The 12,663-nt window shown below is 67.7% G+C and carries 12 protein-coding genes; 4 read left to right on the top strand and 8 right to left on the bottom strand.

All coding sequences use genetic code 11. From position 1 onward, the window contains the following. Both EV644_RS36225 and EV644_RS36220 read left to right on the top strand, forming a co-directional pair. The coding region (locus EV644_RS36225; protein ID WP_206751510.1) for a hypothetical protein at positions 1 to 479 on the top strand (479 nt) is incomplete at its 5' end. 194 nt (positions 480 to 673) lie between these two features. Continuing rightward, positions 674 to 2,044, top strand: a complete 1,371-nt coding sequence (locus tag EV644_RS36220; protein ID WP_132194799.1) for an FAD-binding oxidoreductase — start codon at positions 674 to 676, stop codon at positions 2,042 to 2,044. 139 nt (positions 2,045 to 2,183) lie between these two features. Here EV644_RS36220 and EV644_RS36215 read toward each other — a convergent pair whose 3' ends face one another. The 4 genes from EV644_RS36215 to EV644_RS36200 all read right to left on the bottom strand — a co-directional run bounded on the left by EV644_RS36215 (position 2,184) and on the right by EV644_RS36200 (position 4,833). Next, positions 2,184 to 2,852, bottom strand: a complete 669-nt coding sequence (locus tag EV644_RS36215) for a hypothetical protein (RefSeq protein WP_132194797.1) — start codon at positions 2,850 to 2,852, stop codon at positions 2,184 to 2,186. Beyond that, positions 2,849 to 3,472 (bottom strand): hypothetical protein, encoded by a 624-nt coding sequence (locus EV644_RS36210; protein ID WP_199240188.1) that lies wholly within the window; start codon positions 3,470 to 3,472, stop codon positions 2,849 to 2,851. The genes EV644_RS36215 and EV644_RS36210 overlap by 4 nt, the downstream gene beginning before the upstream one ends. Positions 3,473 to 3,676: 204 nt before the next feature. Further along, the gene (locus EV644_RS36205; protein ID WP_132194795.1) at positions 3,677 to 4,216 is read right to left on the bottom strand and encodes a dihydrofolate reductase family protein; all 540 of its coding nucleotides are present in this window, start codon (positions 4,214 to 4,216) and stop codon (positions 3,677 to 3,679) included. A 32-nt stretch (positions 4,217 to 4,248) separates the two neighbouring features. After that, complete coding sequence (locus tag EV644_RS36200; protein ID WP_241999265.1) at positions 4,249 to 4,833, bottom strand: NADPH-dependent FMN reductase; 585 nt, start codon at positions 4,831 to 4,833, stop codon at positions 4,249 to 4,251. 142 nt (positions 4,834 to 4,975) lie between these two features. On the opposite strand from EV644_RS36200, the gene EV644_RS36195 reads away from it, so the two are divergent. Then, positions 4,976 to 8,056 (top strand): AfsR/SARP family transcriptional regulator, encoded by a 3,081-nt coding sequence (locus EV644_RS36195; protein ID WP_132194791.1) that lies wholly within the window; start codon positions 4,976 to 4,978, stop codon positions 8,054 to 8,056. An 82-nt stretch (positions 8,057 to 8,138) separates the two neighbouring features. Here EV644_RS36195 and EV644_RS36190 read toward each other — a convergent pair whose 3' ends face one another. Next, positions 8,139 to 8,570, bottom strand: coding sequence for a MarR family winged helix-turn-helix transcriptional regulator (locus EV644_RS36190; protein ID WP_132194789.1), 432 nt, complete (start codon positions 8,568 to 8,570; stop codon positions 8,139 to 8,141). A gap of 120 nt (positions 8,571 to 8,690) precedes the next feature. Between EV644_RS36190 and EV644_RS36185 the strand changes: the two genes are divergently transcribed. Then, complete coding sequence (locus EV644_RS36185; RefSeq protein ID WP_132194787.1) at positions 8,691 to 10,280, top strand: LLM class flavin-dependent oxidoreductase; 1,590 nt, start codon at positions 8,691 to 8,693, stop codon at positions 10,278 to 10,280. A gap of 81 nt (positions 10,281 to 10,361) precedes the next feature. Here EV644_RS36185 and EV644_RS36180 read toward each other — a convergent pair whose 3' ends face one another. The 3 genes from EV644_RS36180 to EV644_RS36170 form a co-directional block, all read right to left on the bottom strand. Next, positions 10,362 to 10,988, bottom strand: coding sequence for a DUF6308 family protein (locus EV644_RS36180; RefSeq protein ID WP_132194785.1), 627 nt, complete (start codon positions 10,986 to 10,988; stop codon positions 10,362 to 10,364). 226 nt (positions 10,989 to 11,214) lie between these two features. Next, on the bottom strand, positions 11,215 to 11,721 hold the full coding sequence (locus EV644_RS36175; RefSeq protein ID WP_132194783.1) for an NUDIX domain-containing protein: 507 nt from the start codon (positions 11,719 to 11,721) through the stop codon (positions 11,215 to 11,217). Between the two features lie 143 nt (positions 11,722 to 11,864). Beyond that, positions 11,865 to 12,497: a LysE/ArgO family amino acid transporter gene (locus tag EV644_RS36170; RefSeq protein WP_241999264.1), complete on the bottom strand. Its 633-nt coding sequence runs from the start codon at positions 12,495 to 12,497 to the stop codon at positions 11,865 to 11,867. Positions 12,498 to 12,663 lie beyond the last annotated feature (166 nt).

Raw genomic sequence — 12,663 nt, 5'->3', positions numbered from 1 at the left:
ATCAACCGGCCGATACGAATTCGCCATACCCAATACTCGAACGCCCACCCGGTGACCCACACCACCGCCACACCCATTTCTCAACAGGCTCTGTAAGCCGCCAGCTGTCGAACAGACCGCTATCGGTGATCCGCCCGCTGAAGTCCGGGCTCGACGGACAGGTCACGATGGACCAGGTGGTGGAAGAAGTCGCCGTGGCCCACGAAGTGCTCGGCGACGACCTCGTGTCGGTTGAACTGGGCAACGAGTACGACCAAGTCACCACGCTCACGCCCGTGCAGTACTGGGAGAAGCTGAAGGGGTATCACGCGGCGATCCAGGCGAGGTTGCCGCACGCCGGTCGGCCGGTCCGTGAAGGTTTACGGCACCACGTTCACGGCCGAGGTCAAGCCGGGCACCGCCCAGCTGATCACCCTCATCCGCTGATCCGCCGCTTACGGGTCCCGGACGTTGATGTCCGCTGGGGGAATGGGCATTGACTTCCGGGCCGTGCCGGGTGGAATCTCTGTGGGGACGGTATGTCAGGGGAGGTCCGGCTGCCGTCCGGGGGACCAGATGCACTCTGGGGTGAAGTACTCGCGCTGCGTTCGACGGGCGGCCTGGCCGGTCTGATCGGCGCGGCAGCCTGCGCGCCGGTCGTCACGTGTGTTGAGCCCGCCACACAGGAGGAGTCATGGGCGAGTACACGATCGAGGACTTGAAGGAACGGACCAGGGGACCCGTCTACACCCGCGACGACGCGGGGTACGACGAGACGCGCAAGGTCAACAACGCGATGATCGACAAGCACCCGCGGGTCGTCGTGCGCTGTGAGAACGCGGGTGACGTGATGGCGACGATCAGTTTCGCCGCCGAGAACTCATACGACCTGGCGGTGCGCGGGGGATCGCACAGCGTGCCCGGGTTCGGCACCGTGGACGATGGCGTGGTCGCCGATCTCAGCGGGATGCGGAACGTCCGCGTCGATCCGACGACCAGGACCGCGAGGGCCGGCGGAGGAGCGACCTGGGGCGACTTCAACGCGGCGACGCATGCCTTCGGCCTGGCGACGACCGGTGGCATCATCTCGACCACGGGTGTCGGCGGGCTGACACTCGGTGGCGGCATCGGTTACCTGGCTCGCGGCCTCGGCCTGTCCTGCGACAACCTGATCTCGGCCGATGTGGTCACTGCCGACGGGCGGTTCCTGATCGCCAGCGAGAAGGAGAACGAGGACCTGTTCTGGGCACTGCGCGGCGGCGGCGGCAACTTCGGCGTGGTCACGGCACTGGAGTACCGGCTCGCGCCGGTGGACACGATCTACGGCGGCCCGATGCTGTTCGAGATGTCCGATGCGGCCGCAGTACTGGCCGGGTTCCGGGACATGATCAAGGACGCACCGGAACAGCTTGGTGGATTCCCGGCGTTCCAGCTCGCGCCGCCACTGCCGTTCATCCCCGAGAACCGGCACGGGGACTGCTTCACGCTGATCGTCGGCTGCTGGGCCGGTGATCCGGAGCGCGGTGAGCAGGAGATCGCGAGGTTCCGCGAGTTCGCGCCGGTGGTCGCCGAGAGCGTCGGGCAGATGCCGTATCCCGCGCTGAACAGCGCCTTCGACGCGCTCGTGCCGCCGGGACTCCAGCACTACTGGAAGGCGAACTTCGTCACCGAACTGACCGACGAGGCGATCCAGGCACACATGCAGCACGCGCCGGGGCTGCCGGCGGTGAACTCGACCGTGCACATCTACCCGATCGACGGCGCCTGTCACCGGGTGCCTGCCGACGCGACCGCCTTCGCCTATCGCGACGCGAACTTCGCCACGGTGATCGCGGGAATGTGGCCGGATCCGGCGCAGAACGAGGCCGGGATCGAGTGGGTGCGCAACTACTACGACGCGGTCGCGCCGCATTCCGAGGCCGGCGGCTACATCAACTTCATGGCGGGCGACGACCAGGGCCGGATCGTCGACAACTACAAGGGGAACTACGAGCGGCTGGTGGAGGTCAAGCGCAAGTACGACCCGGACAACCTGTTCCACCTCAACCAGAACATCGCGCCCTGACGAGTGCTTGGGAAGGCCTCGCCCCGCGGGCGGGGCCGGTTGGTTGTAGGACTTCCGGACGATTTTCGGGGTCACCACGCACCGGTACGGCGAGCCGCTGTGGGCGCGACTCGCCGTACCAGTGCTGAGTTCAGGACGGTCAGAGGGTCAGCAGGCGCTCGAAGAAGGCGCGGTAGCGCTGTAGTGCAGCGCGGAGGTCCTCGGTGGACGGTTCGCCGTTGGCCCATTGGCTTTCCAGGCCCTGGTGCTGCTGGTCGAACGACGTGGACAGCCGCTGCAGCACGTCGCCGACGAGCTTGTCCGCGTCGGTGACCGAGTTACGCGGGTCGTCGACGAAGCCCTGCTGGATGACGTCCCAGCGCGCCTTGAAGTCCACCGCGGTCTCGGTCGGTACCAGCGGGTCGTCGGCCGACAGCCCCTCGGTCGGGGTCTGCTCTCCGGTGTCGCCGGAGCGATCGACGTCCGCAGTACGGTCGGCGTCGTCCAACCCACGGCCGGCGTCCAACGGCGTGTCGTCGTCGAGCCCACGATTCGCGTCGAGCGGCCGGTCGTCCTCGAGCCCACGATTGGCGTCGAGCGGGCGGTCGTCGTCCACGAGGCGGGTGTCGTCCAGTGGCTGGTTGTCGTCCAGTCGTTGGTTGTCGTGGAGGTGTTGGTTGTCGTCCAGGCCGCGGCCGGCGTCCAGCGGGCGGTCCTCATCCGGGCGACGGTCGTCGAGCGGGCGGTCGCTGTCGAGCGGGCGCTCGCCGTCGAGCAGGCGGTCGTCCTCGTAGCGGTGGTCGAGCGGCTCGTTGTCCTTGGTGGTCATGATTGCTCCCTGGTGTCGGTCGGCCCCGTGACATGCCTTGCATCGATGTCCGCGCCATCAAGGTCCGCGCGTTGTCCGTCCAGCTCGGCGCGTTCGTCCACCAGCAGGACGTCGACCAGCCGCCGGTAGGCGGTGACGGCCTGGCGGAGGTCCTCGGTGTCCACCGGGCCCTGGGTCTGCGCGACCGCGACGCGGTGTGCCTCGCGGTAGTTTTCCGCGACCTCGGGGTGGTCGACCGAGATGTCCGCCGCCCGCTGGTCGAAGTCGTCGACCGGGTAGCCGGATTCGCGCATCATCCGCAGGACCAGGCGATCGGCCTGCTCGACGGCGTCGGCCGGCGCGTCCACGAATCCCTGCTGCAGGACGTTCCACTCCGCGCGGTACCGCTCGGCCGTAGCGCCGCTCAGCGGGTGGATGTCGAGCTTGGCGCGACGCTGCTCGCGCTGGCGCAGATCGCGTTCGGCGACCTTGCGGTCGCCCGACTCCTCGATCGTGCGTTCGTACTCCGGTCCGAACCGCTGTTGCAGCTGGTCCGACCGCCGTCGCTTGTACGCGTACGCCGCCACGATGGCTGCGGCCACGACCACGACGATCACGATGATGGTGATGACGGTTTCCATCAGACCTCCAGTCCGACTGTCAGGCCTGCGATCTTGGATGGACCGCGAGGACCTTCTCACGGCGGCCGAAACGCTGTCCGGCTCGCCTCCCCATCCCCGTTGACCTGCCCGTACCCAGCCTGAAACGACGAAACGTCCGGGGAACCATGGGTGGTGACCCACGGTTCCCCGGACGTGACAGCCGGTGCCTGGCTCCGCCCGTCGTCAGGCCTTGGGGGCGAGCTTGTGCACGATGATGCCGGACTTGAAAGTGGTCGAGTCGAGCAGCTCGAGGTGGGTGACGTCGAGGTCGACGCCCTGGAACATCCGGTCGCCGCCGGCCAGCACGGGGAAGATCCAGAAGTGGTACTCGTCGACCAGCTTCCGCTCCAGCAGCGCCTTGTCGAACTCGCCGGTGCCGTACTTCAGCAGATCGCCGCCGTTCTGCTTCTTGAGCTCGGCGACCGCGTCGGCCGCGTCGCCCTGCAGCACTTGCGCGTTCCAGGTGGTCTCCTTGAGCGTCCGGGACGCGACGTACTTCGGCATCGCGTTGAACTTGTCCGTGAACGGGTCGCCACCGCGCTGCGGCCAGGCCTCGGCGAAGCCTTCGTAGGTGACCCGGCCGAGCAGCAGCGCCTCGGTGTTCTCCATCAGGGCGACCGAGTAGGCGGTGTGCTCGTCGTCCCAGTACGGGCCGCTCCATTCCTGCGGGTTGCCGATGGAGCCGTTCAGGGTCATGAAGGTGGATTCGATCAGCTTCCTCATGGTCTTGCCTTTCTTCGTTGTTCTTGGGGTGTTCAAGGTTGGTACGGGTGTTCGGTGCGGGCGTTGCGGAGTGCTCGGGCCCACCAGACGAGCTGGTCGAGCGTGTTCTTGGCCGCGGCCTCGTAGCCGCAGCCGGGGCGGGGCCAGCTGCCGTCGGCGGCGAACTGTTCCCAGTAGCAGGGCAGCGAGACGGTGTTGCGAATGGCCACCGCCTGCAGCTCCGTGAAGACCTGCCGAAGTTGAGCCGCGGCGTACAGGCCTCCGCTCTCGCGGCCGTAGGCGACGATCGCGACCGGCTTGGCGTGCCACTCCTCGTAGTACCAGTCGAGTGCGGTCTTCAGCGGCGCCGGGAAGCTGCTGTTGTACTCCGGCGTCACCACCGCGAAGGCATCCGCCGCAGCCAGCCGCGGAGCCAGTACTGCGACCTCGGCCGGCGTCGGCTCGTCCGTGTCCGTCATCGTCGACGGCAGGTTCGCAACGGCCAGGTCGACCAGGTCTACGTCGAAGGCGGCCCGCTTGGCTGCCTGCTGGGCGAACCAGCCGGCCACTGTCGGTCCGAAGCGCCCGTTCCGGGTGCTGCCGATGATGACCGCCAGCCGCAACTTCAACCTGCTCACCTCCTCCGTGGCTGTTCTCCGTGGCTGTTGAGGAAGACTCTGCCGGAGACCCTTTACGGTTTCTTTCCGGTCGTGGACGGTGCGGCCGGAAAGCTCCGAAAAGCGCAGGGCCGGGAAACCTCGGGAAAGATAGGGTGCGGCCATGCGTTTCGGCGTGCTTGGACCGGTCACGGCCTGGACCGACAGTGGCGAGCCCGTCACTGTCCCAGGCCTGAAGGTCCGCGCCCTGCTGGCGGACCTGCTCGTGCACGAGGGCCGCCCGGTGCCGGCCGACCGCCTGATCGACGACCTCTGGGGCGAGGACCTACCCGGCAACCCGTCCGGCACGCTCTCGGCCAAGGTCTCCCAGCTCCGCCGAGCCTTCGACGACGCCGAGCCCGGCAGCCGCGCGCTGGTTGTGTCCGGCCCGGCCGGGTACTCCCTGAAGGTCGACAGCGGCTCGTACGATGCGCTGGGGTTCTCCGCTCTCGTGGAGCAGGGGCGGCTGGACGACGCGCTGGCGCTCTGGCGAGGACCGGCCTATGCGGACTTCGCCGACGAGGCGTACTTGGAGACGGCCATCGCGCGCCTGAGCGAGCAGCGGCTGACGGCGCAGGAGGAGCACTTCGAGACCAGGCTGGCGCGTGGCGAGCACAACGCGCTGATCAGTGAGTTGGCGGATCTCGTCGCGCAGCATCAGTTGCGAGAGCGTCTGCGGGCGATTCACATGAAGGCGCTGTACCGAGCGGGAAGGCAGAGCGAGGCTCTGGACAGCTACGAGCAGTTGCGCGTGCTGCTGGCCGACGAGCTCGGTCTGGACCCGAGTCCTGAGCTGGCGGCGGTGCAGCAGGCAGTGCTGCAGCAAGCGGTCCCGCCGCAGGAGGTGCGATCGCGCCGGACCAACCTTCCTGCTCAGCTCACTGATCTTGTCGGCCGCTCCGAGGCAGTTGCGGAGATCCAGGACCGATTGTCTGAGGATCGCCTGCTGACGCTGACCGGGCCCGGGGGAGTGGGCAAGACACGCCTCGCTCTTGCTGCGGCTGCAGGACTGGCCGAGCGATTCCCCGACGGGGTGATCCTGGTCGAACTGGCTGCGGTGACCCCTGACGCTCTAGACGTGGCCGGCTCGCTCGGCGACGCAGTACAGGCTGCGTTGGATCTTCGGGACAGTGGGCCTGAGTCGGGTGGAGACAAGCTTGTTGCGGCCCTGGAGACGCTGGAACTGCTGCTGGTGTTGGACAACTGCGAGCACGTAGTAGACGCGGCTGCTGAGCTGACGGACCGTTTGCTCGCTGCCGCGCCCGGGCTGCGCGTGCTGGCGACCAGCCGTGAGCCGTTGGGACTACCAGGTGAGGCGGTGTGGAGTGTGCCGCCGCTGGAGGTGCCTGCTGTGGCTGCTGACCTCGACGAACTCCGTGCGTCGGCTGCTGTCCAGTTGTTCGTCGGGCGAGCGACGGCGGCTGACAGAGGTTTCGCCTTGGACGCCGACACTGCTTCAGCTGTCGCGGTGCTCTGCAGAAGACTGGACGGCATCCCGCTCGCTCTGGAGTTGGCCGCTACGCGGGTTCGCGCGCTGGGCGTGCAGGGGCTGGTCGCACGGCTTGACGACCGGTTCCGCCTGCTGGCGACCGGTCATCGGGGTGCCGCGCCCCGGCAGCAGACGTTGATGGCGATGATCGACTGGAGCTGGGAGCTGCTCTCGCCTGAGGAGCAGACCGTGCTCCGCCGGCTCGCAGTACACGCAGACGGCTGTACTCCGGACGCGGCCGAGCGGGTGTGCGCCGAAGAGGGCGTGGACGACGTGCTCATCCGGCTGGTGGATCGGTCGCTCGTGGTGTCCGTGCACGGAGCCGACGGCCCGCGGTACCGGCTGCTGGAATCGGTGGCCGCGTACTGCGTCGGCCGGCTGCGCGAGGCGGGTGAACTCGACCAGCTCCGGCAGCGGCATCACCTGTATTACGCGGACTTCGCGGAGCTGGCTCGGCCTCATTTGTATGGCCCGGAGCAGAGCAAGTGGCTCCAGCGGCTCGACGACGAAGCGGGCAACTTCCGGAGCGCTCTGGACGGTGCTGTCGCTGCGGGGGACTTCGAGCTCGCTGAGCGGCTGGTGGATTCGCTGAGCTGGTACTGGTTCCTCAGGGGCCGCTTCGCTGAGGCGCGGCGATCGTTGTTGGCTGTGCCGACGGACAAGGCGGCGGCTTGGCTGGCGGGGTTCATGTACCTCGATGGTGACAGTGATGCGGCGGCCGCTCGGGACCGTGTGCTGGCGACCGCGGATGCGAGAGCGAAGTGGTGGATCTCCTTCACTGGTAGCGATGCGGGCGATCTGGTGACCTGTCAGGCGCTGCTGGATGAGGTGCTGCCGGCCTTCGAGGAGTCTGGTGATCAGTGGGGTGTGGCCGCCGTGCTGGTGGCTCGTGGCAAGCACTCCCATGTCCGGTCGGACTTGAAGGCGCTGGAGGAGGATGCCGCCGAGGGTGCTCGGATCTTCCGGCAGCTTGGTGATCGCTGGGGTCTCCTGCAGTCCGTTGGTTGGCTCGGGGCGGTCGCTGAGCTCAGGGGAGAACTCGAGCGGGCCGTGCGGCTCCACACCGAAGCCCTGCAGATGGCTGAGGAGCTTGGTCTCTGGCCGGAGGTTGCCGGCGAGCTGGGATGGCTCGGCTGGACCTTCGTGAGGCAGGGCGACTATGACCGCGCGCTCGAGTACGGGGAGCGGGGACTGCGCTTGTCGACCGAGCAAGGCTCGCGGCCGTCGCAGGCGCTGGCGGAGATCGTCCTGGGCTGCGCGGCCCGGCGTACGGGTGATCTGGACGTTGCGGAGAAGCGGCTGCAGTCGCTGGTCGATGCGGCGCGTCGGCAGGACGAGCCGGTGCTCTATCTGTCGATGGTGCTGGAGGAGCTCGGGTACACGCTGGAGCTGCGCGGTGAGCCTGCCGGCGCGCGCGAACGGCATGTGGAGGCGTACCGGATCTCCCGTGAGTACGAGTCGGGGCGGGGGATGTGCTGGGCTCTGGAGGGGCTTGCGGCCTGTATTGCGGACAAGGTTGTGGCGGCGCACTTGCTGGGGGCTGCGGCCGTCGTCCGGGCTGCTGGGGGGCATCTGGTGACTGAGGCCGAGCAGCCGGATATCGAGCGGGCTCTCGTGGCTGCGCGGTCTGCGCTGGGCGCGGCTGCGTTCGAGGCGGAGTACGCGCGCGGCTCCGAGTTGTCGCTGGACGAGGCGTTCGCCGAAGTGGCTGAGTAGCCGCCGTCCGGCACGATGCGCCGCAACCGCACCAGCGGGGTGTTGCCGATCGCCTGCAGTGCGGAGGAGAGGATCACGGCACTCAGTCTGCGAACAGAACCGGTACGTCGGCAACGAGTCGCTGCAGAGTCCGGGTGAATCGCTCCCGCTCGGCGACGGGGAGTTCCGCGGTGAGCTTCTCCAGGCGCTCGGTCAGCTCCTGGTGGAACCGGTGCACCGCGGTCGACCCGGCCGGGGTCAGGCTGACCTTCACCGCGCGGCGGTCGTGCGGATCTCCTTCGCGTACAACCAGACCGCGCTGCTCGGCGCGATCGACCAGGCCGGTGAGGCTGGATCGCTCGAGGCAGAGCTGGCCGGACAACTCCGCCATCCCGACGGAGCCGTTGGTCAGCACGCAGAGCATCCGCGCCTGTGCCTCGGTGAGATCGCACCCGCGGCCGACCTCGGCGTACAGGTTCTGCACGAGGAAGGCCAGCCTGACCAGGCCTCTGGCGGCTCCGATGGTCTCCCGCATGGTGGCTCCACTTGTGATTGTTCGTGGCACGAAGTAATTTGTTCGTCAGGTCAACAGTACGTGGCACGAACTATTCGGGCAACGACTACTGCAACGTCGACAACAGGGCACAGGTGGAGCATGGACTACGGGCACGAGCTGGTCTTCGGCACGTTCCTGACGCCGGCGGTCGAGAACGCCGAGCGGGTGATCGCGCTGGCACAGCTGACCGAGCAGGTCGGGCTCGACCTCGTCACCCTGCAGGACCATCCGTACCAGCCGCGGTTGCTCGACGCGTGGACCTTGCTGTCGGTCATCGCGTCGCACACCCAGACGGTCAAGGTGTCGACCAACGTCGCGAACCTTCCGCTGCGTCACCCGGTCGTGCTGGCGCGCAGCGTGGCGACGCTGGACCGGATCAGCGGCGGACGGGTGGAGCTTGGTCTGGGGGCTGGTGGGTTCCTGCAGGCTGTCGCTGCCAACGGTGGGCCCGCGCTGACGACGGGGCAGAGCATCACCGCGCTGGAGGAGGCCATCGCGATCATCCGCGAGATCTGGACTCCTGAGGGCGGTGGGATTCGGCTTGCCGGCAAGCACTACACGGTTTCTGGCGCCAAGAGAGGGCCGGCGCCTGCGCATGAGGTGGAGATCTGGCTGGGGGCGTACAAGCCTCGGATGCTGGCGCTGACCGGGCGGCTGGCGGACGGGTGGCTGCCGTCGAGCGGATACCTGCCGCCGGAGGAGCTTGCTGAGAAGAACAAGCTCATCGACGAGGCGGCTGTGGCTGCTGGGCGGGATCCGTCGGAGATACGGCGGCTGTACAACCTGTCCGGGCGCTTCGACGGACGTGGCGGCTTCCTACAGGGACCGGAGGAAGTGTGGGTGGAGCAGCTCGCCGAGCTGACCCTCACCGAGGGGATGTCCACCTACATCCTCGGCTCCGACGACCCCGACGACATCCGCCGCTTCGCCGACGTCGCAGAAGGCGTCCGCGAGGTCGTCTCCTCTGCGCGCTCGGTCTCCGCCACTTCTGCCTCCACGTCCCCCGCTGCTGTGCTGTCCTCGGCGCCTGCTGCGGGCGCGGCCTCCGCTGGCAGCTCGCCTTCCTCGGCATCCGCAGGGCGCGCGGCCGGCAGCTTCAGCGTGGTGCCCACACCGCCGCCCGCTGTGAAGCGGAGCGCAGTCCAGCCCTGGGACGAATCCGAGCGCCCGACCGGCCCCGCACTCGACCCGAACCGCACCTACACACCCCACGAACTGGCGTCAGGCCAGCACCTCATCCAGGTCCACGACCATCTGCGAGCTGAACTTGAGCAGATCCGGGATCTGGTCGAGCAGGTGGCCGCGGGATCCATGGGCGTCGGGCAGGCGCGTTCCCACATCAACACCATGACCATGCGGCAGAACAACTGGACCCTGGGCGTGTACTGCGAGTCGTACTGCCGGCTGGTGACCACGCACCACTCGATCGAGGACGCTTCGCTCTTCCCGCGGTTGCGCCGGGCCGATCCAGCTCTGGCCCCGGTGGTCAACCGCCTGCAGGAAGAGCACCTGGTGATCCACGACGTCCTGGAAGGCGTCGACAAGGCGTTGGTCGCACTGGTTGACGGATCAGGAGACATCAACGGCCTCCGCGCCGCGGTCGACCTCCTGGACGACGTACTGCTGTCGCACCTCTCCTACGAAGAGCGCGAACTGGTAGAACCGCTGGCCCGTCTCGGAGTCATGTAGCAGCCCGACCCCGGAGTACGGCGGGACCGCGCGCGGCGGGGTTCGGCGTACGGGAGGCGGCGCGGTCTCGGCGTACGGAGGTTACTTCGCCTCGCCCAGGAGTGAGGCGAGGATGTCGAGGAGGCGGAGGGTGGGGGCCTCGCCGAGGAGGCGGGCGGCGGAGGTCGCCGGCTCGGCGATCAGGCGGACCTGGAGCAGCTTGAAGTCGCGGACGTTGGCCGGGTTGACCAGGTCGTGGTGCACGGCTGCGAGGAACTCGGCGCCCGCGGACGCGCTGCTGTAGGTCATCCGGATGAAGCTGTCGCTGACCGGGTAGAGATACGGGCGCTTCAGGTGCAGCAGCTTCGACTTCTTCGCCTGGCCGAAGCCGCGGTGCCCGGAGAACTTCTCGTCCAGCGCGTTGGCCGCCTCGAACAGGTCGGTGCCAGGAGCGGCGTCCTCGAGCCGCGCGTCGACCGGGATCGCGGCGAACTCCTTCTCCGCCTCCACCTCGAGCAGCCAGGGGATGTCCGCCGCCCGCAGGTCGGACCCGATCACCATCGTCCGGGCGAGGTCCTCCAGCGTCACCTGGTCCGGTTCGGATCCACCGACGTTCGTCATCCCGGGCAGACCGTCGTAGTACTTGAGCACCGCGCCGTTCGTCTCGGCGTACAGCCGTAGCTGCGCGATTGCCTCGTCCACGACGATCTTCCGACTACCGATGTTCATGGCCACACCCTCACACTCTTCGTGGCAGACCCGCCAGCCGGATCGGGCATCCGTCTGACGAATCCGAACTACACCCGGATGCGCTGAATCGTAGGGGACGCCACCCCTCCCCGCAGCACAGGGTGACATCCCCACTCATCCACAACCTGTAACCATCACCCCTCGCCTCCCTGAACTCTCCGTCACAAGCCAACGGAGGTGACCTGACCCGACGCGGAATCCGCAGTCACCGGCTGGCAGGGAAATGAGGATGGCTGGTGGATTTCGGCTCGCTGATGTCGGCGGGTTCTGCCGGCGCGCCGTCGGTCAGCAGGTCCATCAGTAGGTAGCCGAGCCGAGGCGGGAAGATTGTCTCGGTCACTTCGGCCAGCTCCTGCGCCCGCCACCATCGGAAGCCCAAGATGGTGCGGGCTTCGGTCTCGGTCAATTGCGCGGGCACCGGGTCGAAACGATCAACCGTGTGCATCAGCCACTTTTCGTGTACCTCGATGGCTCGGCCGTCGTACTCGTAGGTGTGATCGCGTCGCCAGACCGGAAGCCCCGGCGGGAGGTCGACCAAGCCGGTCTCTTCGTGGGCCTCGCGGGCCGCGGCTTCCTGCAATGTCTCGCCAGGTTCGATGCCGCCACCCACGGGGTACCAGCACTCGGCCTGTGTCAGAGGGTCCTTGGCGTGGATGAGCAGCAGACGGTCATCTTGATCCAACAACAGAAGCTTCACCGCGAGTCTCGCCACCGCCCAACAGTAGAGGTGGGGATCCGTAGCTCTCGTAGTGGCGTCTGGGCGGCTGTTTGCGTCTCGCCCGCACCTGCCGGTACGGCGTACTGGGGGTTGCGTCGGGCATCGGGCTCATTTCGGGACCATGGGTCTCGGTGGAGTCAGAGGGTGGACAGGAGTAGGTGGAGCGCCAGGGCCGTGATCAGGGTGCTGGAGATGAGGGCTGTGGCCAGGCGGGCTCGTGGGGTGGTGAGGACTCGGCCGAGTACGGCGCCACTGGTGGCTAGGGCTAGTTGCCAGGAGGCGGAGGCGAGGAAGGCAGCCAGGATGAAGACGGTTTGTTGGAGGTGGGTGGGGGTTGTGGCGTCTTGGCTGCCTAGGACCAAGGCGGTGAAGTAGATGATCGTGGTGGGGTTGAGCATGGTCATCGCCAGCAGGCCGGCATAGGCGCGCGCCGGGGTGAGTGGGGTGTCGGTCGAGCCCGCGGAGGACTGGAGTCGGCGGTGTTGGGTGATCGCGGTGGTTGCGCCTCGGATTGCCAGGGTGAGGAGGACCAGCACTGAGATCAACTTCAGCGGGACCGTGATCGGTTCGATGAGTGGGGCCAGGGCTGAGCCGCCAAGGGTGGCGATCAGGGCATAGACGCCGTCGGCTGTTGCGACGCCGAGGGCGGCGAAGGCGCCGAGCTTCAGCGAGGTGCGGGCGGTGAGAGCCACCAGGTACGTCGCGACGGCTCCGACGGGCATGGCGATGCCATAGCCGGCGAGGAGCCCTGCGACCAGGGCGGCGATCACGACTGCGAGCGGCTGGATCCCAACACTCGGCCGGCCTGCTGCTGGACCCGCACCGAACGAGCGGCGGCGATCAACAGCAGAAGGACAGTGGTCGTGGTCATGCCACGATCGTGCAGCTCACCACTTGCCCCAGCAACCCAATTTCAATGATGCAGGTGGGTCAGCC

Origin of the sequence: Kribbella orskensis (genome assembly GCF_004342085.1) — a bacterium.
Taxonomy (GTDB): Bacteria; Actinomycetota; Actinomycetes; order Propionibacteriales; family Kribbellaceae; genus Kribbella; species Kribbella orskensis.
This window is presented reverse-complemented; position numbering and strand designations above follow the sequence as displayed.

Bases quoted from the DNA above. Each gene is read 5' to 3' on its own strand.
- EV644_RS36215 (WP_132194797.1), bottom strand. From the start codon at position 2,852: ATGACCACCAAGGACAACGAGCCGCTCGACCACCGCTACGAGGACGAC.
- EV644_RS36205 (WP_132194795.1), bottom strand. From the start codon at position 4,216: ATGAGGAAGCTGATCGAATCCACCTTCATGACCCTGAACGGCTCCATC.
- EV644_RS36210 (WP_199240188.1), bottom strand. From the start codon at position 3,472: ATGGAAACCGTCATCACCATCATCGTGATCGTCGTGGTCGTGGCCGCA.
- EV644_RS36180 (WP_132194785.1), bottom strand. From the start codon at position 10,988: ATGAACATCGGTAGTCGGAAGATCGTCGTGGACGAGGCAATCGCGCAG.
- EV644_RS36185 (WP_132194787.1), top strand. From the start codon at position 8,691: ATGGACTACGGGCACGAGCTGGTCTTCGGCACGTTCCTGACGCCGGCG.
- EV644_RS36195 (WP_132194791.1), top strand. From the start codon at position 4,976: ATGCGTTTCGGCGTGCTTGGACCGGTCACGGCCTGGACCGACAGTGGC.
- EV644_RS36220 (WP_132194799.1), top strand. From the start codon at position 674: ATGGGCGAGTACACGATCGAGGACTTGAAGGAACGGACCAGGGGACCC.
- EV644_RS36190 (WP_132194789.1), bottom strand. From the start codon at position 8,570: ATGCGGGAGACCATCGGAGCCGCCAGAGGCCTGGTCAGGCTGGCCTTC.